Genomic DNA, 26,315 nt, shown 5'->3' with positions numbered 1-26,315 from the left:
CAAATGGCAACGGCGCACACCAAGCATCACGACTACCACCTGGTGGATCCCTCCCCGTGGCCCATCGTCGGCTCCATCTCGGCCTTTGTCATGGCGGTCGGTGCGATCACCTGGATGCACCACATGTTCTCGGCCGCGCCGATCATCTTCGGTGCCGGCACCGTCGGCGTGATCTACACCATGGCGAGCTGGTGGGCCGATGTGATCAAGGAAGCCCAGTACAAGGGCGATCACACCCGCGTCGTGCAGCTGCATCACCGCTACGGCATGATCCTGTTCATCGCCTCCGAGGTGATGTTCTTCGTCGCCTGGTTCTGGGCCTATTTCAACGCGGCGCTGTTCCCGGCCGACGCCGTCCACGCCACGCGCGACGCCGTGTTCGGCTGCGGTCTCGGCACCGCGGCTGGCGCCTGCGCCGTGCCCGGCACCTGGCCGCCGCATGGCATCGAGACCTTCGATCCCTGGCATCTGCCGCTCCTGAACACGCTGATCCTGCTGACATCAGGCACCACCGTGACCTGGGCGCACCATGCGTTGCTCGAGAACGATCGCCAGGGCCTGAAATACGGCCTGATCCTCACCGTCGTGCTCGGCGCGCTCTTCACCTGCGTGCAGGCCTATGAGTACAGCCACGCGGCGTTCTCGTTCGGCGGCAATGTCTATGGCGCGACCTTCTTCATGGCGACCGGCTTCCATGGTTTCCATGTGCTGGTCGGCACCATCTTCCTGCTGGTCTGCCTGTTCCGCGCCTATGCCGGCCACTTCACCCCGACACAGCACCTCGGCTTCGAGTTCGCCGCCTGGTACTGGCACTTCGTCGACGTGGTTTGGCTGTTCCTGTTCCTCTGCATCTATGTGTGGGGACACGGCGCCGAGACCATGGCCCACGGCGCGCACTGAGCCGCATTGGACCGATCAGAAAGGGCGGCCGCAGGGCCGCCCTTTCGCTTTTGGGCCGCCGGAAGCTTCGGCGGAAACTGTGATCGAGCGTTTTCGAGCGAAGCGGATACCGGTTCGCGTGAAGAAAACGCGTCAAAACAAGAATCTAGAGCTTCGGTTCTGATTCAATCAGAACCGATAATGTCTAGAGTCCGTCATCATGAACGATACCGCCGGCCCATCCGAGCCCGAGACGACCGTCCTGCAAAGCGCGCTGCGCGGGCTTGCCTGCAAGTGCCCGCGCTGCGGCAAGGGCAAGCTCTATGCGGGCTTCCTGACGCTCGCGCCCAGCTGCGACCGCTGCGGCCTCGACTATGCCTTCATCGACACCGGCGACGGTCCTGCGATCTTCATCATCATGCTGGCCGGCGGGATCGTCGTTGCGTGCGCGCTGATCGTCGAGGTCAAATACCAGCCGCCGTACTGGCTGCATGCCGCGCTGTGGCTGCCGCTGATCCTCGTGACCACGCTCTTGCCGCTGCGCGCGATGAAGTCGCTGCTGATCGCGCTGCAATTCCACCACAAGGCGGCGCCGGGCCGGCTGGTCGACCGCGCGAAATGAACGAGACCGCGCGCAAGCCCCGCGTGGCCGGCTTCGCGCTGTTCACGCTTTTCCTGGCCGCCGTCTTGGTCGCGCTCGGCGTCTGGCAATTGCAGCGCCGCGTCGCGAAACATCAGTTGATCGCCGCATTGACCGAGCGTCTCGCGGCGGCACCTGTTGCGTTGCCGCCGCCGTCGCAATGGAGCACGCTGACGCCGGAGCGGGACGAATTCCGTCGGGTCACATTTACGGCGACCTACGAGTCCCGTCTGGATGCGATGGTCTACAGTTCCGGCTCCGCCATCCGCTCCGACATTTCCGGCCCCGGCACCTGGGCTTTCCTTCCCGCACGGCTGCCTGGCGGCGATATGGTCGCGGTCAACGCGGGCTTCGTGCCGAACACCCAACAGGACCGCGCCCTGCAGGATCGGGCGGTCGCGCGACTCATTACCAACAAGCCGGCGATGTTGACCGGCTACGTCCGTTTCCCCGAAACAGCCAGCGTGCTGATGCCTGACGCTGAGCGTGACAAACGACTGTGGTTCACCCGCGATCATCTCGCCATGTCCCGGGCGCTCGGCTGGGGCACGGTCGCGCCGTTCTACATCGACCTGGAGCGGCCGGTGCCGGAGAACGGCATTCCGCGTCCCGGCCCGCTCGACGTGCATCTGAAGGACGATCATCTGCAATACGCCATCACCTGGTTCGCGCTCGCCGGCGCGGTGCTGATCGCATTCGGCGTCTGGGCGAGGGGACGGCACCCGACCTGAAATTTTCCGTAGGTTCCTGGAGGGAACCCGGTATCGCCCGGGGTTTATTATTCAGGACATATTCACGAGGGTGGTCCTAAGCCGCACGCAAATTTTTCGCGGCAGACAGGATTTTGGTGTGAGCGATTTCGACCAGATGGGAATTGTCGTCGACTGGGTGGACGCCTGCCGGAAGGGCGACCTCGCGACGCTCCTCGATCTCTATGCGGACGACGCCCGGGTCGAATGCATGTGCAACGGCAAGCGACATTATCGCGGGCGGCGCGAGCTCGAAACCTACTGGGGACCGCGGCTCAGCACCTTCTCGTCGGCAGGCTTCGGTCTGGAGGAGATCAATCCAGTGCCGCATGGCATCGATCTCGAATATTCCGTCGCGGGCTCGCTGCGTATCCACGCCTCGTTTCGCTTCAGTCCCGAAGGCAAGATCTACAGCACCATGTGCGAGCCGGCGGAGCAGACTCCGCATGCCGATGGTGCGTGCTAGCTAGCCGGCCGCCGGCGCATCTCGCGCCGTCTCGACCGGCAGGCGACAGCGCACATAGGTTCGCTGGTCCGCGCGCAGCAGCGACAGCGATCCGCTGAGCGCGCGCACGCGCTCGTGCATGCCCGTCAGGCCGCGGCCGAAGACGTTGTCGGCGGGAAAGCCGCCGCCGTCGTCGGAGATCTCAATCGTGAGCACCTCGCCGGCCATGGTCGCCAGCACATGGGCATTGTTCGCCCCGGCGTGGCGCAGCACGTTGGTCAGCGCCTCCTGGATCAAGCGATAGACGGTTTGGGCCAGCGGTCGGTCGATCTCGTTCAGGCCAGGATCGATCGTGGCCGTCAGGCTGATATGCGGCGCCTGTCTGCGAAAGTTCTGGAGCAGCGTCTGCACGCTGGTCTCGAGCCCCAATTCCTCGATGTAGAGCGGCCGCAGCCGGTCGAGGATGCGGCGGTTGGTCTGCTGGAGCGCCTCGACAGATCGCATCACCTCCTGCGCCGGGTTGCCGAGATTTCCCGAGGTCTCGCTCAGCGCGATCGTGCTGGCGCGGATGCCGAACAATAGCGGTCCGAGCTCGTCGTGCAGCTCGCGCGCGAGATCGCGCCGCTCGTCGTCCTGGAGCGACACCAGGCGGTGCAGCAGGTCGCGATTATCCTGACTCAATTGCGCGAGCGTCAGCGCCAGCGCATTGGCTTCCTCGCAGCTCTGCCGGATCTCCTGCGGTCCTGCGACCGGGATAGGCGTTGCATAATCGCCGCGCCGGATTCGCGTGAGGCCTGCGCCGAGATCTTGCAGGGGACGCAGCACCGATCCCGCAAAGAGATAGGCAATTGTCCCAGTCAGCATCATCAGCACGGAGATGAGGCTCGTCAGCGCCAGGAAGCCGATCCATTTCTCGAACAGATCGGCTGACAGGTCTGGCGTGAACACGATGTCGCCGACACGCCTGCCGTCGATGATGACGGGAGATGCGGCGTCCATGTCCGGGATGGCGATCAGGTCCACGAACCAATGCGGCACGCCATGCAGATCGCGCAGGCTGTCCTTTGGAGAGGGGGCGGGACCTGCTTCCACTGAACGGAATTGAATATCCGAGGAGCTGTCCAAAGAATGGACAAATGCATCGAGTATCTTCCGCGGGTCGTCCGAGGCCCTCAGGCTGTTGTTGAGGGCCTCGGCGACCGTCCGGGTCGAGCGTCGGCCCGGCTCATTCTCGTCGGCAAGCTGCCCCGTCGCGAAGGTCTGGAGCAGAACGCCGCCCATGACCAGCGCGGCAAGGAAGCTCAAGCCGAGCGGAAGAAACAATTGTGTTCTGAACGAGAGCCGCTGCCACATTAGGTCAATTCTAACGCGCATTGGCGGGATTTTCTCTTTCCATTTGTTCCCGCCGGTCTATGAGTCGAAAAACAAGAGAGTGCGCGATGCAAGATACCGCCAAGCCGGCAACCCGAGTTCTGATCGTCGACGACCATCCCGTGGTGCTGTCAGGATGCCGCACCCTTTTCGCGTCCGACCACTCGATCCGTATTGACGAGGCGACCGACGCCAAATCCGGGCATCGCGCCTATATCAGCAAGCGGCCCGACGTCACCGTCATCGACATCAGCCTGCCCGACGTCTCCGGCTTCGAGCTGATGCGGCGGATCCGCAAGGACGACCCTGATGCCAAGATCATCATGTTCAGTATGAACGACGATCCGGCCTTCGTGGTACGGGCGGTCGAGCTTGGCGCGCAGGGCTATGTCTCCAAGGGCGACGATCCCCGGATTCTGCTCAAGGCGGTGCGCAAGGTGGTCGCCGGCGACAATTTCATCTCGCCGCAGCTCGCGGAGGCGGTCACGTTCTCCGGTGCAGCGATCAAGGCCAATCCGGCCTCGCAGATGACGCCGCGGGAGCTCGAAATTCTCCGCCTGCTCGGCCGTGGCGACAAGATCGTCGAGGTCGCCGAGGCGCTCGGCATCTCCTACAAGACGGTCGCCAACACCACGTCCCTGCTCAAGCAGAAGCTCGGCGCCAAGAACCATTCCGACCTGATCAGGATCGCGGTGGAAATCGGGATGAGCTGACGCCCGGGGCACTGGCGGCCCGGGGGCACCGGCGGCCCGCGCACTTGCGGCCCGGCACCGAACCGGCTGCTCCAGGATGCAGCCGGTCCGGCCGGGCGGATCGGGTCTCGACGCTTAGCCGGGCAATGCATGGACAGCGCCGACACCATCCGCCGACACAATGGGCCGGAGTGCTATTCGTTCCTGAATCACCCGAAACTTCGGGAAAAAGCGGCAATGGTACGCGAGTGCTCGCAGGGATGCCTTTGCGAAACGCGAACCGCGCCGGGAAAAATAGGAACATTTTCTTGCCCCCGCCGTTTTGGCCCTTGACGATTTCGTGACGGGCGCCGAGAACTTGGCCGACAGTTTTTGGCGGGCCGGCAACCCGCACGAGGCAAACCGGGTCTGCACATATCAACGACAGACCTTCCAAGAGAGGGCTGCGGCATCGCCGCAGCCCTTTTTCGTTGAGCGGGGCACAGGCGGGAAGCGGTTTCCCGATGCCGCAAAACACTTTATGGTGGCCCAACGCCTCTGGTCGTTAACAAGTAGTTTCATGAAATCAAAGGCTTATGGATCTGGCTCAAGGCCGGCCGGCCTTTGGAGGGCAGTTTGACTCGCTATATCTCGACCCGGGGCGAGGCCCCAGAACTCGGCTTCTGCGACGTGATGCTGACCGGGCTTGCCCGTGACGGCGGCCTGTATGTGCCGGTGACCTGGCCGCAGCTCTCGACCGAGGCCATCGCTGGCTTCTTCGGCCGCCCCTATTGGGAGGTCGCAGTCGACGTGATCCGTCCGTTCGCCGGCGGCGAGATTTCGGATGCCGAACTCGGCCGCATGGCGAACGAGGCCTATGCCACCTTCCGCCATCCGGCGGTGGTGCCGCTGCGCCAGATGACGCCGCATCAATTCGTGCTGGAGCTGTTCCACGGCCCGACGCTCGCCTTCAAGGACGTGGCGATGCAGCTGATCTCGCGGCTGATGGACCACGTGCTCGCCAAGCGCGGCCAGCGCACCACCATCGTGGTCGCGACCTCCGGCGACACCGGTGGCGCCGCGGTCGACGCGTTCGCGGGCCTGGAGAATGTCGATCTCATCGTGCTGTTCCCGCACGGGCGCATCTCCGAAGTGCAGCAGCGGATGATGACGACCACGGGCGCGGCCAACGTCCATGCGCTCGCCATCGAGGGCAATTTCGACGACTGCCAGGCGCTCGTGAAGGGGATGTTCAACAACCATCGCTTCCGCGATGCGACCTCGCTCTCCGGCGTCAACTCCATCAACTGGGCGCGTATCGTCGCCCAGGTGGTCTACTACTTCACCTCCGCCGTCGCCGCCGGCGGGCCGGCGCGCACGGTGGATTTCGTCGTGCCGACTGGAAATTTCGGCGACATCTTTGCCGGTTATGTCGCCAAGCGGATGGGGCTGCCGGTGCGCACGCTGCGCATCGCCGCCAACGTCAACGACATCCTGGCGCGCACGCTCAAGACAGGGATCTACGAGGTGCGCGAGGTGCACGCCACCGCGTCGCCATCGATGGACATCCAGATCTCCTCGAATTTCGAGCGGCTGCTGTTCGAGGCCGGCCGGCGCGATGCGGCCGGCGTGCGCCGTCTGATGGACTCGCTGAAGCAGTCGGGGCGCTTCGTGTTGCCTGACGCGATGCTGGCCGCAATCCGTGAAGAATTTGACGCCGGCCGGGCCGACGAGACCGAAACCGCAGCCGCGATCCGCGCCGCCTGGCGCGAGGCGGGCGAGCTGGTCGATCCCCATACCGCGGTCGCGCTTGCTGTCGCTGACCGCGACACCACCGATACGACGGTGCCCAGCATCGTGCTCTCCACCGCCCATCCGGCCAAATTCCCCGATGCGGTCGAGGCAGCCTGCGGCCAGCGGCCGCAATTGCCCGCCTGGCTCGACGGTCTCATGACCAAATCCGAACACATGAAGGTGATGAAGAACGATCAGGCCGAGGTCGAGCGGTTCGTGCTGTCGGTCAGCCGGGCCGCAAAACAGGGAGTTGCCGGATGAGTGTCGAGATGTCCAAGCTTGCCTCCGGCCTGACCGTCGTCACCGACGAGATGCCCCATCTCGAGACCGCGGCGCTCGGCGTCTGGGCCGGCGTTGGCGGGCGCGACGAGAAGCCGAACGAGCACGGCATCTCGCATCTGCTCGAGCACATGGCGTTCAAGGGCACGACCAAGCGCTCCTCGCGCGAGATCGTCGAGGAGATCGAGGCGGTCGGCGGCGACCTCAATGCCGGCACCTCGACCGAGACCACGTCCTATTATGCACGGGTGCTGAAGGCCGACGTGCCGCTCGCGCTCGACGTACTCGCCGACATCCTCGCCAATCCCGCTTTCGAGCCCGACGAGCTCGAGCGCGAGAAGAACGTCATCGTGCAGGAAATCGGTGCCGCGCAGGACACGCCCGACGACGTCGTGTTCGAGCATCTCAACGAACTCTGCTATCCCGACCAGCCGATGGGCCGCTCGCTGCTCGGCACCGCCAAGACCCTGCGCGCCTTCAACCGCGACATGCTGCGCGGTTATCTGTCGACGCATTATCGCGGCCCCGACATGGTGGTGGCGGCAGCCGGCGCGGTCAATCACAAGCAGGTCGTCGCCGAGGTCGAGAAGCGCTTTGCGAGCTTCGAGGGGACGCCGGGTCCGAAGCCGCAAGCCGCTCAGTTCGGCAAGGGCGGCGCCAAGGTGGTGCATCGCGAGCTCGAGCAGGCGCATCTGACGCTGGCGCTGGAAGGCGTGCCGCAGAGCGATCTGTCGTTGTTCTCGCTCCAGGTCTTCACCAACATCCTCGGCGGCGGGATGTCGTCGCGGCTGTTCCAGGAGGTGCGTGAGAAGCGCGGCCTCTGCTACTCCATCTACTCGTTCCACGCGCCGTACACCGACACGGGCTTCTTCGGCCTCTACACCGGCACCGATCCGGCCGACGCGCCGGAGATGATGGAGGTCGTGGTCGATATCATGAATGATTCGGTGGAGACGCTGACCGAGGCCGAGATCGCGCGGGCCAAGGCGCAGATGAAGGCGGGCCTCCTGATGGCGCTGGAGAGCTGCTCGTCCCGCGCCGAGCAGCTGGCCCGGCATGTGCTGGCCTATGGCCGGCCGCAGACGGTCGAGGAACTGGTGGCCCGGATCGACGCCGTCAGCGTCGAATCAACCCGGGATGCCGCGCGTGCGCTGCTTTCGCGGAGCCGCCCTGCAGTTGTCGCATTGGGCAGTGGCAGGGGTCTGGACACGGCGGTATCTTTTGCGGAAGGATTGACCCGGGCACGTGCCAAGGCGCGGCTGCACTAGGAGCCGCGCACGGGCTGATCTGCCCCGGGAAGCATCACCATGGCCCTGTTTCGCCTGCCATCCAGTGGACCCGCCGCCCTCGCGCCGCGCGGCAACGGCCTGTTGCTGCGCGCGCCGCAGATGTCGGACTTCATACAGTGGGCGCATTTGCGCGAGTCCAGCCGCGATTACCTGACGCCCTGGGAGCCGATCTGGCCGTCGGACGACCTGACCCGGTCCGGCTTCCGCCGCCGCCTGCGGCGCTATTCCGAGGACATCGCCGCGGACCGCTCCTATCCCTTCCTGATCTTCCGTGAGCTCGATGGCGCCATGGTCGGCGGCATCACGCTCGCCAATGTCCGCCGCGGCATCGTCCAGGCCGGCACCATCGGCTACTGGGTCGGCAAGCCTCATGCCCATCGCGGCTACATGACGGCGGCGCTGCGGGTGCTGCTGCCGACGCTGTTCGGCGAGCTCAATCTGCACCGGGTCGAGGCCGCCTGCATCCCAACCAATGCGCCGTCGATCCGGGTGCTGGAGAAGTGCGGCTTCTCCCGCGAGGGCCTGGCGCGCCGCTATCTCTGCATCAACGGGGTCTGGCAGGACCACCTGCTGTTCGGCCTGCTGCACGAGGATTTCCGCGGCTGAGCCCTGTCATGCCTGAGGCCAAAGTCTGATTGGACTGCCTTGCTTGCTTGCCTTGGGTTCGCCGATTTTGACGATATAACGCGCGAGGCCCGGCCGGCGATCGGCCGGAAGATGGTCATGGAGTATGGGCGTTGATGGTGAAGAAGCTTCGGTCATCGCGGAATGCGTTGCGGCGGGGTACGGGGATCGCGCTGGCGTTGTCGGTTGCGCTCGCCGCCGTCTCGCCAGTGGCGGCCCAGTCGCTCACCGACCGCTTCAAGAGCCTGTTCGGCGGCAAGTCCGACGAGCCGGCCCAGCCCAAGCCGGCGCCCGCGCCCGGCCAGCCGGCGGCCGATGACGACGTCGATTGTCCGCAGGTCACGGTGCGCGCCGGGGCCTCGACCTACGCGGTCGGCGCCGCCGGCAAGCCGGCCGTCGGCAATGAGATCCGCTTCCAGGCCACGATCACCAAGATGGCGCGTGAATGTACCCGGAATGGCGGCGATATCACGGCCCGGATCGGCATCCAGGGCCGTGTCATAGCCGGTCCCGCCGGTGCGCCTGCGACCGTCGAGGTGCCCTTGCGCATTGCCGTGGTGCAGGGCGGCGTCGGCGAGAAGGTGATCGCCTCGAAGGCGTACCGGACCACGGTCGAGATGTCGGAGGGCGGCAGCGTGCCCTTCACCTTCATCGCCGAGGATCTGGCCTATCCGGTGCCCTCGGCCAAGATCGCCGATTCCTACATCTTCTATGTCGGCTTCGACCCGCAGGCGCTCTCGCCCGAGCCGAAAGCAAGGCCGAAGAAGAAATAGGTAACCACAAGCTTCGCTGTCATGCCCCGCGAAGGCGGGGCATCCAGTACGCCGCGGCTTCTCCGTATCCCATTGCTGTCTCTGGAATACTGGATCACCCGCCTTCGCGGGTGATGACACCTGATTTGCGGCTACAGACCTGCCCAACAAAAAAGCCGGCGCTCGCGCGCCGGCTTTTTGATTGGTGAAAGGCAAAGCCCCTCAGTTCAGCTTCTGCCGAACCTCGTTGATGCCCTTGGCGAGCAGGTCGTCGGCGACCTGGCCCTTGACCGACTGCGACAGGATCGTGGAGGCGGCCTGGACGGCGGCTTCCGCGGCTGCGGCGCGGACATCGGCCACCGCCTGGGCCTCGGCGAGCGCGATCTTGCTCTCCGCGGTCTTGGTGCGGCGGGCGACGAAGTCTTCCATCTTCGCCTTGGCCTCGGTCGCGATGCGCTCGGCTTCGGACTTGGCGTTGGCGATGATGTCGGCAGCCTCGCGCTCGGCCGTGGCACTGCGCGCCTTGTAGTCAGCGAGCACCTTGGCCGCTTCCTGCTTGAGGCGCGTCGCGTCGTCGAGCTCGGCCTTGATGCGGTCGGCGCGGTGGTCGAGCGCAGTCGTCACCTTCTTGAAGACCCCGAGATAGCCGAACAGGACCATCAGGATCACGAAGGCGATGGCGACCCAGGTTTCAGGATCGAAGAACATATCGACTAACCCTTCAAGGACGCGTCAACGGCAGTGCTGACCGAGGCTGCGTCCGGAACGATACCGGTGAGCTGCTGCACGATCTGGCCTGCCGCATCGGCCGCGATGCCGCGGACGTTGCTCATGGCCGTCGTGCGGGTCGAGGCGATGGTCTTTTCCGCCTCGGCGAGCTTGACCGCCAGTTGCTCTTCAAGCGCCTTGCGCTCGGCTTCCGCCTGCGCATTCGCCTTGTCGCGGGATTCGTTGCCGATCGCCTGCGCGCGCGAACGTGCCGAAGCAAGCTCACCCTCATAGGCCTTCAGCGCCGCGTCGGACTGGTCCTTCAGCTTCTGCGCTTCGGCGAGGTCACCCTCGATCTTGTTTTGACGTGCCTCGATCGCACCGCCGACGCGCGGCAGGGCGAGCTTGGACACGATCACGTAAAGCGCGACGAAGAAGATCGCGAGTGACACCAGCTGTGAAGCATAGGTGCCGCTCTCGAAAGGCGGAAAACCGCCACCGTGACCGCCTTCGGACTCGGTGTGGGCGCCCGCCGCCGGACTTTTCGCCCCGCCATGACTCTCAGCCATGGATTACTCCTGTTGCCGTCATGCGCGCCGCTTCGGTCGAAGCGGCGCGAAACATCGTCCTCAGAGCGGAACGAACAGCAGCAGCAGCGCGATCAGCAGCGAGAAAATGCCAAGCGCTTCGGTCACGGCGAAGCCGAAGATCAGGTTGCCGAACTGGCCCTGAGCGGCCGACGGATTGCGAACGGCTGCGGCAAGGTAGTTGCCGAAGATCACGCCCACGCCGACGCCCGCGCCGCCCATGCCGATGCATGCGATGCCCGCGCCGATAAGTTTTGCTGCTGCCGGATCCATTTTAGACTCCTTGGAAGAAAGATTGGGTTGTGGGTGGAAATTCCCCGGACCGCTCAGTGTCCCGGATGAATGGCGTCGTTCAGGTAGATGCAGGTCAGGATCGCAAACACATAGGCCTGCAGGAACGCGACCAGAATCTCGAGAGCGTACAGTGCGACCGTGAGCGCCAGCGGCAGCACGCCGCCGACCCAGCCCAGCGCGCCGAGCGAGAAGCCGAGCATGGCGACGAAGCCCGCGAAAACCTTGAGCGCGATGTGGCCGGCCAGCATGTTGGCGAACAGACGGACGCTGTGGGAGACCGGCCGCAGGAAGAACGACAGGATCTCGATGAACATCACCAGCGGCAGGATGTAGCCGGGGACGCCGTGAGGCACGAAGATCGAGAAGAATTTCAGGCCGTTCTTGGCAACGCCGTAGATCAGCACGGTGAAGAAGACCAAAAGCGCGAGCGCGGCCGTCACGATCAGATGGCTCGAGATCGTGAAGGTATAGGGGATGATGCCGACCAGGTTCGAGACGCAGATGAACATGAACAGCGAGAAGATCAGCGGGAAGAACTTCATGCCTTCCGCGCCGGCCGTCGAACGGATGGTCGAGGCGACGAATTCGTAGGAGATCTCGGCGACCGACTGGAGGCGCCCGGGAACCAGCTGCGTGCCACTGGCAAGCATCAGGAACGAGATGATCGCCACCGCCACCAGCATGTAGAGCGACGAATTGGTGAAGGCGATCGTGTGATTGCCGATATGGCCCAGGGTGAAGAGAGGCTCGATGTTGAACTGGTGGATCGGGTCGATTTTCATCAGCGCGGCATCTCTTGGTCTGCCGGGCAATGCCGGCGGGTCTCGGTCTGCCGGCCGGGCCGGCCCGTACCGGCATAGCCGGCACGATCATTCCTCTGTTGGTGCGGATCGCTTAAGAATCACCGCGCCTGTTTTGACCCGCGCCTGCCGTTCTCACCACATTCACCACGCCGGCCACGAAGCCCAGCAGCAGGAACACGATAAATCCGAAAGGCGACGTCGACAGCAAGCGGTCGAAACCCCAGCCAATCCCCGCTCCGACAACGACACCGGCGACCAACTCGGAGGATAACCGGAAACCAAGCGCCATCGCCGAAGCTCTGGCCGCTCTGTCTTCACCGTCACCTGCGGGTTGCTCGGTCTTGATTCGTCGGTCCCGGAATTCGGACAACCGCTGATCAAGATTCCCGAGCCGTTCGGAAAGCGCAGCTTCCTCGGACGATTTATCGCGATCCCCATCCTCGCCGTGTCCCGTGCCCTGTGTCATGCAACGAAGACCCGAAACGCCGCGGCTGAATGGAAATTACGCCCGCCACCCTCAAAAGCCGCGCGGACCATACTGATGGCCCATAATCAAGTCAAGCCAAGTCACGATTGCGTCGCGTTCTATTATGTATCTGATTTACTTGATGATATTGGCACGCACGGCAACGCTGCACACAGCGTGACGCCGCACCGCAGCAGCTCTCTTCATGATCGGCGAATGCGACCACCATTTCGTCCTGCTGGCGGGATCAAAGGGATTGCCGCGATCGTTGATATCGGTGGCGCGTTTTGGGCGGCAGATCGCCTCGCCGGGGTGTAGAATTGAAGAGAAGCCACAGAAGCGCCATGGCGGAGAGCGCGATGAGACCAGCAAATTCATCCACAGCATCATGGCTTGCAGCGGCGGTATTCGCCGCGATGATGACCATCGGCGACGGCCTCGTTGCCGCACAGTCCGCGCCCGACAGCGAAAACGGCCGCTACAGCATGACGCCCATCCCCGAAGGCGTGCTGCGGCTCGACACCCGCACCGGCACGGTATCGACCTGCACCAAGAACGGCGCGGGCTGGGCCTGTTACGCGGTGCCCGACGAACGCACCGCGCTCGACGCCGAGATCGGCCGGCTCCAGGCCGAAGTCGAGAAGCTGAAGGGGCAGATCGCGGCGGGGCCGACCGTGTCAGGCAAGATCGACGAGGCGATGCCGAAATCCGATCCGCTCAAGAAGGACCCGAAGGTCGCCGAGGGGGACCGCAAGATCGAGATTCCGCTGCCCAGCGACCAGGATGTCGATCGGGTGATGTCGTTCCTGGAAAAGGCCTGGCGCCGGCTGATCGACATGGCCAACCGCGTGCAGAAGGACGTCTCGGGGAGGATTTGAGGACCACTTCGCGCTATCCATGCGTTGAGCTGCCGTAGGGTGGGCAAAGGCGTTCTTACGCCGTGCCCACCATGTTTCCACTGTGACGTAAGAAGACGTGGGCACGTCGCTACGCGCCTTTGCCTACCCTACGGCGGCATTCCGAGTTGAGAGATCTTTCATGACATCAGGCAAATCCGTCACGCGCTCGGCGCCATCGTCGGTGCAAGCCACCACCGTCGCATCGTCACTGCTGACCGTGCAGACGCCCGGCCGCGGCTTCACGGATTTCACCAGCGAAGCCGCGAAGTTCATCAATGAGGTTCAGGCGCGCGATGGCGCGCTGACGCTGTTCATCCGGCACACCTCGGCTTCGCTGACGATCCAGGAGAATGCCGATCCGTCCGTGCTGGTCGATCTCACCACGTCGCTGTCCAGGCTCGCGCCTGAAAACGGCGGCTGGACGCACGACACCGAGGGACCGGACGACATGCCGGCGCATATCAAGACGATGCTAACCGGGACCTCGCTTCAGGTCCCGGTCCTGAACGGCAAGCTCGCGCTCGGTACGTGGCAGGCGATCTACCTGATCGAGCACCGCAAGCGCCCGCACCGACGCGAGGTGGTGCTGCAATTCATCGGCAGCAATCACTGATCCCAAAACAAAACCGGCCGCGGAGACCGCGGCCGGTTCGTGTTTTCGATCGCTGCTGTCGATCAGGTCGCCTTGATGTCGACGTCCTTGGTCTCGGGCAGGAAGAAGAAGCCGATCACGACGGTAATCGATGCGAAGATGACCGGATACCAGAGACCCGCATAGATATCGCCTGTGGAAGCCACGATGGCGAAGGCGGTCGCGGGCAGCAGGCCGCCGAACCAGCCGTTACCAATGTGGTAGGGCAGTGACATCGAGGTGTAGCGGATGCGGGTCGGGAACAGTTCGACCAGCATCGCGGCGATCGGGCCGTACACCATGGTGACGAAGATCACCAGGATGAACAGCAGCCCGACGGTCGCGGCCACCTGCGGACGGAAGATGTCGAACGGATGCGACATCTTCACGATGCCCGCATCGCCCGGCTTCGGATAGCCGGCTGCCTGCACTGCGGCGAGCAGCGCGGGATTGCCGTCCTTGGCGTTGGCGTAGGCGATGTCCTTGCCGTTGACCACCACCTTCACGCCGGAGCCGGCCGGGCCGGAAGAGGTCGAGTACTTGACCGACGCGCCCGACAGGTAGGCGCGTGCGGTGTCGCAGGGCGCGCTGAAGACGCGGGTGCCGACCGGGTTGAACAGGTCGCCGCAACCCGCGGGATCCGCCACCACGTCGACCTTGACCGACTCGATCGCCTTTTCCAGCGCCGGGTTGGCGTTGGTGGTGATCATCTTGAAGATCGGGAAGAAGGTCAGCGCCGCGATCAGACAGCCGCCGAGGATAATCGGCTTGCGGCCGATCTTGTCGGAGAGCACGCCGAACACGATGAAGAAGCCGGTGCCGAGCAGCAGCGACCAGGCGATCAGGAGGTTGGCGGTATAGCCGTCGACCTTCAGGATCGATTGCAGGAAGAACAGCGCGTAGAACTGGCCGGTGTACCAGACCACGCCCTGGCCCATCACGCCGCCGAGCAGCGCGAGCAGAACGAGCTTGCCGTTCTGCCAGTTGCCGAAGGCTTCCGTCAGCGGCGCCTTCGAGCTCTTCCCCTCGTCCTTCATCTTCTGGAAGATCGGAGATTCGCTGAGGCGGAGCCGGATCCAGACCGAGATGCCGAGCAGCAGCACCGAGACCAGGAACGGGATGCGCCAGCCCCAAGCCGCGAAATCGGCCTCGCCGATCGCGCTGCGGGTGAACAGGATCACCAGCAGCGACAGGAACAGGCCGAGCGTGGCGGTCGTCTGAATGAACGAGGTGTAATAGCCGCGCTTGCCGTTCGGCGCGTGCTCCGCGACATAGGTCGCCGCACCGCCATATTCACCGCCGAGCGCCAGGCCCTGGGCGAGGCGCAGCGCGATCAGGATGATCGGGGCCGCGATGCCGATGGTCGCCGCATTGGGCAGCAGGCCGACGATGAAGGTCGACAGACCCATGATCAGGATGGTGACGAGGAAGGTGTATTTGCGGCCGACGATGTCGCCGACGCGCCCGAACACGATGGCGCCGAGCGGACGGACGAGGAAGCCCGCGGCGAAGGCCAGCAGCGCGAAGATGTCGCGGGTTGCCGGCGGATAGGCCGAGAAGAACTGCGCGCCGATGATGCCGGCCAGCGAACCGTAGAGGTAGAAGTCGTACCACTCGAAGACGGTACCGAGCGAGGAGGCGAGAATGACGAACCGTTCGTCCTTCGTCATTCCTCCCGCGCCCGCTTGAGACACAGCCATTGTCGACATGTTGAGTCGCTCCCCGAAATGCGTTTCCTCGCGCCCCGGATACCCGGTCATGCCGGATCAACCCAGGTCTTGGCTCCAAGGTAACATCGGCGTGAAACCCGCCCCAATACGACTTTCGGCCTTGCGCACTGACGCGCACCTGACGCCGCGGACCTTTCAATCCGGCACGATCGTGCTCGACCATGGGTTAACCCCGTTCCCGCAAAGGGATAATGCCCACTTGCATGCCACGGCCGGTCGGGAAAGAATTGACCAAGGCCCCGGGCCGGCCTACTGGCCCGGTGTGAATGCCAGCAAGAGAACGATGAGCGCTCCTTCGACCCATCTTGTCATTGCCGATGACCATCCCCTGTTCCGCGACGCGTTGCGGCAAGCGGTGGCGGGCGTCCTGACCTCGGCCAGGATCGACGAGGCGGGATCGTTCGAGGATCTCACCAAGCTGCTGGAACAGACATCCGACGTCGATCTGGTCCTGCTCGACCTCTCGATGCCCGGGATCTCCGGCTTTTCCGGGCTGATCTATCTGCGCGCGCAGTACCCGGCCATCCCGGTGGTGATCGTCTCGGCCTCCGACGACAGCGCCACGATTCGCCGCTCGCTCGATTTCGGTGCCTCCGGCTTCATCCCGAAGCGGTTCGGCGTCGAGACCTTGCGCGACGCGATCCTCAAGGTGATGGAGGGGGACGTCTGGGTTCCCACCGACACCGATCTATCGGCCGCCGCCGATCCCGACATGACGCGCCTGCGCGACCGCCTGGTGACGCTGACGCCGCAACAGGTCCGGGTCTTGATGATGCTGTCGGAAGGGCTGCTCAACAAGCAGATCGCCTACGAGCTCGGCGTCTCCGAAGCCACCATCAAGGCGCATGTCTCGGCGATCCTGCAAAAGCTCGGCGTCGAGAGCCGCACCCAGGCGGTGATTGCCGCGGCGAAGATCGCCGGCGGCCAGTGGAAGCAGGGCACCCCGACGGGGTGAGCCGTCGTCGGTGCGCACTGCCGACCTGGGTCACCCCAGGAGCCTTTTGGCGACCTTGATATCCGCAGTCTCGGAGCCCTCGGCAAAGCCCTCGAGCGCCGACTGCAGCAACCGCTTCGCTTCCTCACACCGGCCACGTTCAGCAAGGAACTCGGTGAGATCGATCGCAGCCCGCAGCTCCCAGGCTTTTGCACCGTTGCGACGGCTCAGTTCCAACGACTGCATCAGGTGGTTTTCGGCCTCTCCACGGTTCGGCTGCGGCAATGACAGCGACACCTTGCCCTTCATGCGCAGCAGCTCGGGCATGTAGAGATGATCGCCGCTTTGCTCGACGAGGCCGATCGCGTCATCGATCAGGCGCGCACTCCGCTCGATCTGCCCGAGCGCCAGCAAGCCATGCACGAGTGCGATGTTGAACGTCGTGGTGAGCAGCTCGTAACCGGCGTCGTGGAGCTCTCGCAGACAGGCCCGTATCGTCTCGACGCCGCCAGCGGCGTCGCCGCGCCGGATCGCCAGCTCGCCTTTGACGCCGCGGCCGACCGCGAGATAAGGGCCCATCGAGCGCGTTTCGGCATGTGCGATGAAGCGGTCGATGTTCTCTTCCGCGCCGTCGAGATCCCCGCTCCAGAGATCGATCGAGACCGCCCAGATCAACGCGATGCAGAGCGTGATCGGATGGTCCATCTGCGCGGCCTCGGTGACCGTCTGCAGCGCCAGTTGCCGCGCAGCCGCCGGTCGGCCCTGCAACCAAAGCTCGCGCGCGAGCGCGATGCCGGCCCGGTTGCGGTGATCGAAGCCATTGACCGTGCTGATCCGCTCCGTGCCCGGCCCGTGCCAGGCGGCCTCCAGCATGCTCAGGGCGTCGCGATGCTCGCCGGCCAGGTGCAAGGAGACACCCAGCAGCGAATGGGCGAGGGCGGTGGAGGCGGCATCGCCAAGCGTCTCGGCGACCGTGAGGCTCTGCTGCGCATAACCGAGCGCGGCGTCGAACTGTCCCATCCGCTCGTGGAAGATGTGCATGCGGCCGAGCAGCTGGAGCTGGTTCGGCGCGTCGCCGCGGCGCCTCGGCGATCGCCAGGCTCCGGCTCAGGGCGGCACGCGCAGCTTCGCTGCCGCCACGCGTGAACATCAAGGTCAATCCGAGGGCGGCCTGGATGTGCATTTCCTCGGCGCTGCCGCGCGAGGGCGGATCGATCGCAAGCAGCGCCCGCTCCGACCAGCGTCGGCATTCGATCAGCAGCGACATCGCGAGAAAGATCGGAGCCGCCGCGGCGGCGAGCGCAATGCCGATGCTCGCGTCGCCGTTCGCGCCAAAACACCAGTCCAGCGCGGCGCGCACGTTGTGAAGCGCGGAGAAATGGATCGCGCGTTCGTCGGCGCTCGGCACTGTCGCCCATGTCGTGCCGGCCTGCTCCAGCCATCGCCGGTAGTAGGTTGCGTGGCGGGCGGCGAGCGCGGTCTCGTCCGGCTCGATCTCGAGCAGATAGGCGCGCGTCGTGTCGAGCAGACGGTAGCGCATCATGGCGCCGACCGGTCGCGGCGCGACCATCGACTTGGCGACCAGGCTGTCGATGGCATCGAACAGGCGCGAGCGGTCGACGCGCTCGTCCGGCACGATTTCGAGCGCGGCGTCGATGGTGAAGTGACCGGCGAAGACGGCAAGCCGGCGCAGCACGAGGCGCTCGGTGTCGGACAGGAGCCCGTAGCTCCAGTCCAGCGTCGCTTGCAACGTCTTCTGCCGCGGCGGCGCGGTGCGCTGGCCCTGCCAGAGCAGATTGAGGCGTTCGTCGAGCAGTGCGGCCGTCTGCTCCAGTCCGTAGGCCTCGACCCGGCCGGCGGCGAGCTCGATCGCCAGCGCCATGCCGTCGAGCTTGCGGCAGATCCCGGCGACGATCGCGGCATTGGCATCGTCGAGCGCGATCTGCGCGCCGCCGGCCATGGCACGTTCGAGGAAGAGCTGAAGCGCGGGATAGGTCTGCGCGGCAGCCGCGGTCAGCCCGGGATTGTCAGGCGGAACGGCGAGCGGCGCCAATCGGTAGACCTGCTCGCCCTCGACGCGCAGGGCCTCGCGGCTCGTGGCGAGGATATGGACATGCGGTGCGGCGTGAAAGATTTCGGCTGCCAGCGGCGCTGCGGCGGCGATGACGTGCTCGCAATTGTCGAGGATCAGCAGCATCCGCTTGTCGCCGAGATGCGCGAGTAATGCAGGCAGGGGATCGTCGGTCTGCGCCGGCAAGCCAAGCATCAGCAGGATCGAGGTGATCACGAGATCGGGATCGCTGAGCGCGGCGAAGTCGACGAAATGCGCGGCGTCGGAGAAAGTCTCGAGCAGGTCGTGCGCGATCGCCACCGCAACGGCGGTCTTGCCGACGCCGCCCGGGCCGACGATCGTGACGAAGCGCGAGCCGATGAGCTTGTCGGAGACGGCGGCGACCGCATCGTCGCGCCCGACCATCCGTTGCAGCCGGTTCGGCAGCTTGACGGGCGGTAATTCCGTTCGCTGCGCGGGACGCCGCTCGGCCGCGATTTCCGCCTTGGAGATCGGTGCCACGAAGCAATAGCCGCGGCCGGACAGCGTGGTGATGTAGCGGGCGCCGTCCTTGCCGTCGCCGAGCGCCTTGCGCAGGGCTGCGACGTGAAAGCGCAGATTGGCTTCCTCGACGGTCAGACCGGGCCACACCAGCGCCATCAGGTCCCATTTGCTGACGACCTCGTTCGGCCGCGACATCAGCGCGATCAGCGTGTCGAAGGCCTTCGCGCCGAGCGGCAGCGCGACGCCGTCGCGCATCACGAGCCTTTCGTGCGATGTCACGGTGAACGGCCCGAACGATAGGGTTCCCGTTGCGGTGCCGGCCGGCTCGGTCATGGCGAAATCTTGGTCCTTTCAAACCGACCGGATAGCCAGATGATCGCAATTCGGCAAGGCCGCACCTGCATCGGCATCAGACCGCTGATGCAGGCCTCGTGGCGGGACTGCGCGCCGGGGCCTCACAACTTCTCACAAGTCCAAACGGGTGTCCTGCCGCTGCCGCTGCTAGTCAGTTTCCCGACGGCAAGGAGACCTTCATGACGCAAGCGGCAAAACTGCTCTACACGGCCAGGACCCATACCGGCGGCGGACGACACGACGGCATATCGCGCAGTTCCGACGGCCGCCTCGACGTCAAGCTGTCGCCGCCGGGTGGCACCGGCATCGGCACCAATCCCGAGCAATTGTTCGCGGCCGGCTGGTCGGCCTGCTTCGAAGGCGCGATGGAGATCGCGGCCCGCAAGCGCAAGATCGAGCTTCCCCGGAAATGCGCGATCGATGCGGAGATCGATCTCGTGCTCGACGAGGGCGCCTATTCGCTCAGCGCGCGCCTCAACGTCAGCCTGCCGGGCCTCGATCGCGAGATCGCGCGCGGCATCGTCGATGAGGCGCACCAGACCTGCCCCTATTCCAAGGCCGTCCGCGGCAATATCGACGTCACGGTCGCGCTGATCTGACGGACATCACCAACCATCAACAAGGTAGCACCACCATGAAACAGATCATCGACCAGCACCGCCGCAAATTTTTCGGCGTCGCCGCGGGAACCGTCGCCGTCGGTCTCGGCGTGATCGACCTCGCCCGCGCCGAGACGGAAGCGTCGCGTTCCCAAGCATCGAACGCGTCGTTCGGTCCGATCAAGCAGATCGACGCCGGCGTCCTCAATGTCGGCTATGCGGAAGCAGGTCCCTCCAACGGTCCCGTGGCGATCCTGCTGCACGGCTGGCCTTACGACATTCACGCCTTCGTCGATGTCGCGCCGATCCTGGCAAAGGCCGGCTATCGCGTCATCATCCCGTACCTGCGTGGCTACGGCTCGACGCATTTCCTTTCCAGCGAGACGCCGCGCAACGGCGAGCCCGCGGCCATGGCCGTCGACATCATCGCGCTGATGGACAAGCTCGACATCAAGAAGGCTGTTATCGCCGGCTTCGACTGGGGCGCGCGCACCGCGGATATCATCGCTGCGTTGTGGCCGGATCGCTGCCGCGCGCTGGTGTCGGTCAGCGGCTATCTGATCTCCAGCCAGGCCGCGGGCAACGCGCCGCTGCCGCCGTCGGCCGAGCTGCAATGGTGGTACCAGTTCTATTTCGCGACCGAGCGCGGCCGCGCCGGATACGAGAAGTACACGCATGATTTCGCAAAACTGATCTGGAAGCTCGCCTCGCCGCAATGGAAGTTCGACGACGCGACCTTTAACCGGAGCGCGGCGGCGCTGGACAACAAGGATCATGTCGCCATCACGATCCACAATTACCGCTGGCGGCTCGGGCTCGCCCAGGGCGAAGCCAAATACGAGGAGCTCGAAAAGAAGCTCGCCGCAGCTCCGGTGATCAGCGTCCCGACGATCACGATGGAGGGCGACGCCAACGGTGCGCCGCATCCCGACCCCAGCGCCTATGCCAAGAGGTTCTCAGGCCGGTACGACTTCCGCCTGATCACCGGCGGCATCGGCCACAATCTGCCGCAGGAAGCGCCGCAAGCCTTCGCCAAGGCCGTCATCGACGCCGACGGCGCCTGATCGTTCATTCGATGCCTCGGTCCATTGGACCGAGGCTATGCCGCGATCCCAGCATGAAGGAACGTCATGACGTCCATCGAACCTGAAAAGAACAAGCGCTCTTATGCGACGGCTCTCACGCTTGCCGCGCTCCTTCTCGTCGTTCTCCTGACTTGCGTGCCCTATCTGGTCTCGATCGCTCTCGCCGAGGGACCGGCACAAGGCAACACGGCAGACGCCTCGCCGATCTTCGGCGTCACGATTCCTGCGGGTTACAAGCAGTGGGAGCTGATCGCGCCCGCCGAGGAGGCGGCGCCACTCGACGAGCTTCGCGCCGTTGTCGGCAACCAGACGGCAATCGACGCTTATCAGGCCGGCAAGCTTCCGTTCCCCGATGGCACCATTCTGGTCAAGCGCGCCTGGAAACGGAAACAGTCGCCGGAATTCGCATCCGCGACGATCCCCGGCGCGGCCACCACGGTGCAGGTGATGGTCAAGGATTCCAGAAAATATGCGTCCACCGGCGGCTGGGGGTTCGGCCGCTTCATCAATGGCAAGCCGGTCGACGAGGCCCAGCACCGCACCTGCTTCACCTGCCACGACGCCCGCGCAAAGAGCCGCGACTACGTCTTCACCCGGCTTGCGCCTTGAGCGGTCAGGAGCCCGCCGTGTCAAAGACCTGGTTCATCAGTGGCAGCTCGCGCGGGCTCGGACGCGCCATCACGGAAGCCGCGCTTGCGGCGGGCGACCGGGTGGTTGCCACTGCCAGGAATCTCGGTCCGCTCGAACCGGTGCGGGAACGCTTTGAGGAAAGACTGCGGCTCGCAACGCTCGACGTGACTGACGAGGCGGCCGCGCAAGCGGCCATCGGCCTCGCCGTGGAGGCGTTCGGCGGCGTCGATGTGGTCGTGAACAATGCCGGCTATGGCGATCTCGGATCGGTCGAGGACACGAGCCTGGCCTCGTTCCGTCAGCAGATCGAGGTCAATCTGGTCGGCACCATCATCGTCACGAAGGCAGCGATCCCCGTCCTGCGCCGGCAGCGCCGCGGGCATATCGTGCAATTCTCATCCGTCGGCGGACGGATCGGAGCCCCCGCACGCGCGGCCTATTCGGCCGCCAAATGGGGCATCGAGGGCTTTTCGGAATCGCTGGCGCGCGAGATGGCGTTGATCGGCGTGCACGTGACGATCGTCGAACCCGGCGGCTTCCGTACGGGCTTTGCCCAGTCAGCGCATGCGACCGGCGAAGGGCGGGCAGAGTACGATGCCGTCGTTGGAGCGGCCGTCAGGATGCAGCGCGATTACGATGGTCGCCAGCCTGGCGATCCGGCGAAGGCCGCTGCCGTCGTGCTGGAGCTCGTCGACATGGACAGCCCGCCGCTGCGGATCGCGTTCGGCAGCGACGCCGTGAACGCCATCGCGGCGACGGACCGGCAACGCCTCGACGAGCTCGAGAGGTGGCGCGCGCTCAGCGTCTCGACCGACTACTGACCGCGCTCACTCCGCCGCCACCATCTGCTGCGTGCGCCACTGTCCCAGCAGGGCGCGCAGCGAGGCCGGCTTCACCGGCTTGTTGAGCACCGCGACATTTTCCTCGCGCGCGGCGACCTGCACCGCGGGGCTGCGGTCGGCGGTGATCAGGATCGCGGGGATGCCGTCGCCGAAGCGGCGGCGGATGTCGCGGATGGCGGCAATGCCGTTGCCGCGATCGAGGTGATAATCGACCAGCAGGCCGGTGACGCGGCGGCCCGCGCCTTCGATCGCGGCGATCGCGCCCTCGGGGTCGGCGACCGCGATGACCTCGGCGTCCCAGGCCTTCAGCAGCGTGCGCATTCCGTCGAGGATCGCTGCGTCGTTCTCGATGCAGACGATGAGGGCGCCCGAGATCGGCCTACGCGCCAGCGGCGTCGCGCTGGTGACGGCAGCGGTGTGGGTGATCGCCTTGGCTGTCGGCACAGTCACGGAGAAGACCGAGCCGCCGCTCTTGTTGCCGTCGATGGCGATGCCGTGCTTGAGCACGCGTGCAAGACGCTCGACGATCGAGAGGCCGAGTCCAAGGCCGCGGGCGATCCGAGCGCCCTGTTCGAGGCGGTGGAATTCCTTGAAGATCTCGCCGCGCTTGACCGGCGGGATGCCGACGCCGGTGTCGTAGACGCAGATTTTCAGCGAAGGGCCCTGGCGGCGGCAGCCGACCAGCACGCGTCCGCGCGGGGTGTATTTGATCGCGTTGGAGATCAGGTTCTGGAGCAGGCGCCGCAGCAACAGCCGATCGGACTCGACCGGCAGCGAGCAGGGCACGAAGGCGAGCTCCAGGTTCTTGGCGCGTGCAATCGGTGCAAACTCGATCTCCAGCGATCGCATCAAATCGGCCATCTTGAAGCTCGAGATCGAGGTCGTCATCGCGCCGGCATCCAGCCGCGATATGTCGAGCAGTGCGCCGAGGATCTCCTCGATCGCCTGGAGCGATTCGTCGATGTTCTCGACCAGCCGCGTCTCCTCGCCGCTGTGCTGGCGCTCGACCAGGCTGGTGACATAGAGCCGCGCCGCGTTCAGGGGCTGAAGGATGTCGTGGCTGGCTGCCGCCAGGAAGCGCGTCTTGGAGATGCTGGCGTCCTCGGCCGCGCTCTTGGCCAGCGCCAGCTCGGAATTCAGCCGGGTCAGCTCCTCGGTGCGGTCGCGCACCCGCTTTTCGAGCGTCGCGTTGGCGCGCTCCAGCGCTTCGGCGGCCTCGAACGTGGGGGTGACATCGGTGAAGGTGATGACGAAGCCCCCGCCGGGCATGCGGTTGGTCAAGATCTCGATCACCATGTGGCGGTCGGGCAGGCGCTCGAGATAAGGCTCGCCGTCGGTGGTGTAAGCCGCGAGCCGCCGCTCCAGCATGGCTTCGCGCTCGACCGGATTGTCCGGCTCGCTCACACCCATGAATTCCAGGATTTCACGCAATGGCGTGCCGAACTGGATGAAATGCGGCGGCACGTTCAGGAGATCGCCGAACTGCCGGTTGGAACAGATCAGCTGCAGATCGGCGTCGAACACGGCGATGCCCTGGCGGACATGGTTGAGCGCGGTCTGGAGGATCTCGCGATTGAAATGCAGCGCGGCGTGGGAATCGTCGAGCAGTTTCAGCGCCGCTTTCGCCGAGACCGTCCGCTTGCGCAGCAGCAGCGACATCACGAGCCGCGAGGAGGCCGCGCCGATCGAAGAGGCGATCAGGTGCTCGGCGTGCTGCAGCAGCTCGAAATCGGCGGGCGCCCCGGATTCCAGGCGAACATTGCGCCGCAACGAAAATGCCTCGAACGAATGCCGGGCGCGGTCGGGTCCGAGATATTGCGCGACCGTGGTCTGGATGTCCTGCACCGTGACGGTGGTGCGCCAGCGGCGGAAGTTCGGGGAGATCGGCGCGAGCGTGTTGGGTACGAACAGATCGGCTTGCACCAGCTCGATCGAGGACGGCCGCCGCGCCAGCGACAGCAGCACATAGGTCAGGATGTTGAGCGACAGCGACCAGATCACGCCGTGCATCAGCGGCGGCAGGTCGGCTCCGAACAGCGCTTGCGGCCGCAGCGCCTCGATCCCGAACGGGCCGTGCTGGAGCAGCAGGATGCCGGCCGTCGAGGAATCCATGAAGCTCGGGATGAACAGCGTGTAGAGCCACACCGCGAAGCCGACCAGCATGCCGCCGATGGCGCCGCGCGCGGTGGCGCGCCGCCACAGCAGCCCGCCGAAGAAGCTTGGCGCGAGCTGGGCGATGGCGGCAAAGGAGAGCAGGCCGATCGCCGCAAGCTGGGTGTTGCCGAGCGCGCGGTAGTAGAAATAGGCCATCACCATGATGGCGAAGATCGCAAGCCGCCGCGAGCGCAGCAGGAAGTCGCTGAAATCGGCGCCGCCGGTGCGCCCCTCCGGCCGCCGCTGCAGCACCAATGGCACCACGAGGTCGTTCGAGACCATGATGGAGAGCGCGACGCATTCGACGATCACCATCGCGGTCGCCGCCGACAGCCCCCCGACGAAGACGGCGACGCTGAGAAGTCCCGCGCCGCCCTCCATCGGCAGCGCCAGCACATACATGTCTGGTTCGACCGCGCCGAACGGAAAGGTGACGAGGCCGGCGAGCGCGATCGGGATCACGAACAAATTGATGGCGACGAGATAGAACGGGAACAGCCAGCGCGCGCGGCTGACCTCGGCATCCGAGGAGTTTTCGACCACGCTGACGTGGAACTGGCGGGGCAGCAGCATGATCGCGCAGAGCGACAGCAGCGTCATGGTGAGGAAGTTGCCGATCGACGGCGAATAGTTGATGGCGCGCACCGCCTCCGGCGTCCTCATCGCGCGCTCGATCAATTCGTGCGGCGAGAACATCCAGAAGGTGACGAAGATGCCTGCGGCGAGGAAGGCGATCAGCTTGATGATGGATTCGGTTGCGACCGCCAGCATCAGGCCGTGCTGATGCTCGGTGGCGTCGGTCTGCCGCGTGCCGAACAGCACGGCAAAGGCGGCCATCGCCAGCGTCACCATCAGCGCCATGTCGCCGAGGATCGGGATGTGGGAGAACGCCTGGTCCTCGCTCAGGATCGTTTCGAGCGAGGAGGCGACCGCCTTGAGCTGGAGTGCGATGTAGGGCACCGAGCCGATGATCGCGATCAGCGCCACCGTTGCCGCCACCGCCTGGCTCTTGCCGTAGCGCGCGCCGATGAAGTCGGCGATCGAGGTGATGTTGTGCGCCTTCGCGAGCTGGATCACGCGGCGCAGGACGCCGGCGCCGAGCCCGATCATCAGGATCGGGCCGACATAGATGGCGAGGAAGTCGGTCGAGGCGCGGGTGGCGAAGCCGACCGAGCCGAAGAAGGTCCAGGAGGTGCAATAGATCGCGAGCGACAGCGGATAGATCAGCCCGGACGCGCGGCCGCGCCCGGCCGGCGAGCGGCGGTCGCCGTGGCTCGCCACCAGGAACAGGAAGCCGATATAGCCGAAGGCGGCAGCGATCACGCCCCAGTCGTGCAGCATGGCGAGCGCGCTTCTCCCTGGGCGCGAGGGCGCCCGAACTCATTTTCCCTGCAAATCTAGCGCGTTGGGCGGGCGCAAGCGACAGCGAAATGCCCTACCGGGGCGGGAATTGGGGTTGTCGTTAAGGTGCGGGCGGACGCGGATCCCGCTTACCCTCCCCTGGAGGGGGAGGGTCGATCGCGCGAAGCGCGAGCGGGGTGGGGTGATCTTT

General features: G+C 65.2%; 25 protein-coding genes and 1 pseudogene. 17 read left to right on the top strand and 9 right to left on the bottom strand.

All coding sequences use genetic code 11. The features are described from left to right. The first annotated feature begins 3 nt into the window (after positions 1–3). From HAP41_RS42680 to HAP41_RS42665, 4 genes are all read left to right on the top strand, one after another. The gene (locus tag HAP41_RS42680; RefSeq protein ID WP_166076616.1) at positions 4–900 is read left to right on the top strand and encodes a cytochrome c oxidase subunit 3; all 897 of its coding nucleotides are present in this window, start codon (positions 4–6) and stop codon (positions 898–900) included. A gap of 199 nt (positions 901–1,099) precedes the next feature. Further along, complete coding sequence (locus HAP41_RS42675; protein WP_166076618.1) at positions 1,100–1,501, top strand: DUF983 domain-containing protein; 402 nt, start codon at positions 1,100–1,102, stop codon at positions 1,499–1,501. Then, the gene (locus HAP41_RS42670) at positions 1,498–2,250 is read left to right on the top strand and encodes an SURF1 family protein (RefSeq protein ID WP_166076636.1); all 753 of its coding nucleotides are present in this window, start codon (positions 1,498–1,500) and stop codon (positions 2,248–2,250) included. Before HAP41_RS42675 ends, HAP41_RS42670 begins: the two co-directional genes overlap by 4 nt. Before the next feature lie 118 nt (positions 2,251–2,368). Then, on the top strand, positions 2,369–2,734 hold the full coding sequence (locus HAP41_RS42665) for a nuclear transport factor 2 family protein (RefSeq protein ID WP_085402620.1): 366 nt from the start codon (positions 2,369–2,371) through the stop codon (positions 2,732–2,734). Here HAP41_RS42665 and HAP41_RS42660 read toward each other — a convergent pair whose 3' ends face one another. Further along, positions 2,735–4,066, bottom strand: a complete 1,332-nt coding sequence (locus HAP41_RS42660; protein ID WP_166076641.1) for a histidine kinase — start codon at positions 4,064–4,066, stop codon at positions 2,735–2,737. It lies immediately after the preceding gene. Positions 4,067–4,152: 86 nt separating this feature from the next. Between HAP41_RS42660 and HAP41_RS42655 the strand changes: the two genes are divergently transcribed. The 5 genes from HAP41_RS42655 (at position 4,153) to HAP41_RS42635 (ending at position 9,514) form a co-directional block, all read left to right on the top strand. Next, a complete protein-coding gene (locus HAP41_RS42655) occupies positions 4,153–4,797 on the top strand; it encodes a response regulator transcription factor (protein WP_014498503.1) in 645 nt (214 codons plus the stop codon). 594 nt (positions 4,798–5,391) lie between these two features. Further along, a complete protein-coding gene (thrC, locus tag HAP41_RS42650; protein ID WP_166076654.1) occupies positions 5,392–6,810 on the top strand; it encodes a threonine synthase in 1,419 nt (472 codons plus the stop codon). After that, complete coding sequence (locus HAP41_RS42645) at positions 6,807–8,096, top strand: M16 family metallopeptidase (RefSeq protein ID WP_028148714.1); 1,290 nt, start codon at positions 6,807–6,809, stop codon at positions 8,094–8,096. The genes thrC and HAP41_RS42645 overlap by 4 nt, the downstream gene beginning before the upstream one ends. 39 nt (positions 8,097–8,135) lie before the next feature. Next, entirely contained in the window at positions 8,136–8,723 is a 588-nt protein-coding gene (locus tag HAP41_RS42640) for a GNAT family N-acetyltransferase (RefSeq protein ID WP_014498500.1), read from the top strand. 134 nt (positions 8,724–8,857) lie between these two features. Further along, positions 8,858–9,514, top strand: a complete 657-nt coding sequence (locus tag HAP41_RS42635) for a hypothetical protein (RefSeq protein ID WP_063980773.1) — start codon at positions 8,858–8,860, stop codon at positions 9,512–9,514. A gap of 201 nt (positions 9,515–9,715) precedes the next feature. Here the strand turns inward: HAP41_RS42635 and HAP41_RS42630 are convergent, their stop codons facing one another. From HAP41_RS42630 to HAP41_RS42610, 5 genes are all read right to left on the bottom strand, one after another. Next, the gene (locus HAP41_RS42630) at positions 9,716–10,201 is read right to left on the bottom strand and encodes a F0F1 ATP synthase subunit B family protein (protein WP_085402617.1); all 486 of its coding nucleotides are present in this window, start codon (positions 10,199–10,201) and stop codon (positions 9,716–9,718) included. 5 nt (positions 10,202–10,206) lie between these two features. Further along, positions 10,207–10,770 carry a F0F1 ATP synthase subunit B family protein gene (locus HAP41_RS42625; RefSeq protein WP_085402616.1) on the bottom strand — a complete coding sequence of 188 codons (564 nt, stop codon included), beginning with the start codon at positions 10,768–10,770 and terminating at the stop codon, positions 10,207–10,209. A gap of 60 nt (positions 10,771–10,830) precedes the next feature. After that, a complete protein-coding gene (locus tag HAP41_RS42620) occupies positions 10,831–11,061 on the bottom strand; it encodes a F0F1 ATP synthase subunit C (protein WP_007599451.1) in 231 nt (76 codons plus the stop codon). Positions 11,062–11,114: 53 nt separating this feature from the next. Then, complete coding sequence (locus tag HAP41_RS42615) at positions 11,115–11,864, bottom strand: F0F1 ATP synthase subunit A (RefSeq protein ID WP_071916889.1); 750 nt, start codon at positions 11,862–11,864, stop codon at positions 11,115–11,117. A gap of 112 nt (positions 11,865–11,976) precedes the next feature. Then, positions 11,977–12,351, bottom strand: coding sequence for an AtpZ/AtpI family protein (locus tag HAP41_RS42610; RefSeq protein ID WP_166076726.1), 375 nt, complete (start codon positions 12,349–12,351; stop codon positions 11,977–11,979). Between the two features lie 75 nt (positions 12,352–12,426). On the opposite strand from HAP41_RS42610, the gene HAP41_RS42605 reads away from it, so the two are divergent. The 3 genes from HAP41_RS42605 to HAP41_RS42595 all read left to right on the top strand — a co-directional run bounded on the left by HAP41_RS42605 (position 12,427) and on the right by HAP41_RS42595 (position 13,863). Further along, positions 12,427–12,669, top strand: coding sequence for a hypothetical protein (locus HAP41_RS42605; RefSeq protein WP_166076733.1), 243 nt, complete (start codon positions 12,427–12,429; stop codon positions 12,667–12,669). A gap of 41 nt (positions 12,670–12,710) precedes the next feature. Then, complete coding sequence (locus tag HAP41_RS42600) at positions 12,711–13,229, top strand: hypothetical protein (protein ID WP_166076764.1); 519 nt, start codon at positions 12,711–12,713, stop codon at positions 13,227–13,229. A gap of 160 nt (positions 13,230–13,389) precedes the next feature. After that, positions 13,390–13,863 (top strand): secondary thiamine-phosphate synthase enzyme YjbQ, encoded by a 474-nt coding sequence (locus HAP41_RS42595; protein ID WP_166076779.1) that lies wholly within the window; start codon positions 13,390–13,392, stop codon positions 13,861–13,863. Between the two features lie 62 nt (positions 13,864–13,925). Here the strand turns inward: HAP41_RS42595 and HAP41_RS42590 are convergent, their stop codons facing one another. Continuing rightward, positions 13,926–15,551, bottom strand: coding sequence for an MFS transporter (locus HAP41_RS42590; RefSeq protein ID WP_175617987.1), 1,626 nt, complete (start codon positions 15,549–15,551; stop codon positions 13,926–13,928). Positions 15,552–15,894: 343 nt separating this feature from the next. On the opposite strand from HAP41_RS42590, the gene HAP41_RS42585 reads away from it, so the two are divergent. Then, on the top strand, positions 15,895–16,566 hold the full coding sequence (locus tag HAP41_RS42585) for a response regulator (RefSeq protein ID WP_071917775.1): 672 nt from the start codon (positions 15,895–15,897) through the stop codon (positions 16,564–16,566). Between the two features lie 30 nt (positions 16,567–16,596). Here the strand turns inward: HAP41_RS42585 and HAP41_RS42580 are convergent. Next, positions 16,597–19,432: pseudogene (locus HAP41_RS42580) on the bottom strand (ATP-binding protein). A 200-nt stretch (positions 19,433–19,632) separates the two neighbouring features. Here HAP41_RS42580 and HAP41_RS42575 point away from each other — a divergent pair. The 4 genes from HAP41_RS42575 to HAP41_RS42560 all read left to right on the top strand — a co-directional run bounded on the left by HAP41_RS42575 (position 19,633) and on the right by HAP41_RS42560 (position 22,588). After that, on the top strand, positions 19,633–20,052 hold the full coding sequence (locus HAP41_RS42575) for an organic hydroperoxide resistance protein (protein WP_166076811.1): 420 nt from the start codon (positions 19,633–19,635) through the stop codon (positions 20,050–20,052). 35 nt (positions 20,053–20,087) lie between these two features. Continuing rightward, on the top strand, positions 20,088–21,116 hold the full coding sequence (locus HAP41_RS42570; RefSeq protein ID WP_166076824.1) for an alpha/beta fold hydrolase: 1,029 nt from the start codon (positions 20,088–20,090) through the stop codon (positions 21,114–21,116). Positions 21,117–21,182: 66 nt separating this feature from the next. Next, the gene (locus tag HAP41_RS42565; protein WP_166076825.1) at positions 21,183–21,746 is read left to right on the top strand and encodes a cytochrome P460 family protein; all 564 of its coding nucleotides are present in this window, start codon (positions 21,183–21,185) and stop codon (positions 21,744–21,746) included. 17 nt (positions 21,747–21,763) lie between these two features. Continuing rightward, positions 21,764–22,588 (top strand): SDR family NAD(P)-dependent oxidoreductase, encoded by an 825-nt coding sequence (locus HAP41_RS42560; protein WP_166076853.1) that lies wholly within the window; start codon positions 21,764–21,766, stop codon positions 22,586–22,588. Between the two features lie 6 nt (positions 22,589–22,594). Here HAP41_RS42560 and HAP41_RS42555 read toward each other — a convergent pair whose 3' ends face one another. Continuing rightward, positions 22,595–26,104, bottom strand: coding sequence for a PAS domain-containing hybrid sensor histidine kinase/response regulator (locus HAP41_RS42555; RefSeq protein ID WP_166076892.1), 3,510 nt, complete (start codon positions 26,102–26,104; stop codon positions 22,595–22,597). Positions 26,105–26,315 lie beyond the last annotated feature (211 nt).

The organism is Bradyrhizobium barranii subsp. apii (assembly GCF_011516635.5).
Classification (GTDB): Bacteria; Pseudomonadota; Alphaproteobacteria; order Rhizobiales; family Xanthobacteraceae; genus Bradyrhizobium; species Bradyrhizobium barranii.
Note: the sequence above shows the minus strand (reverse complement) of the source record. Positions and strands in the feature narration are given on the sequence as shown.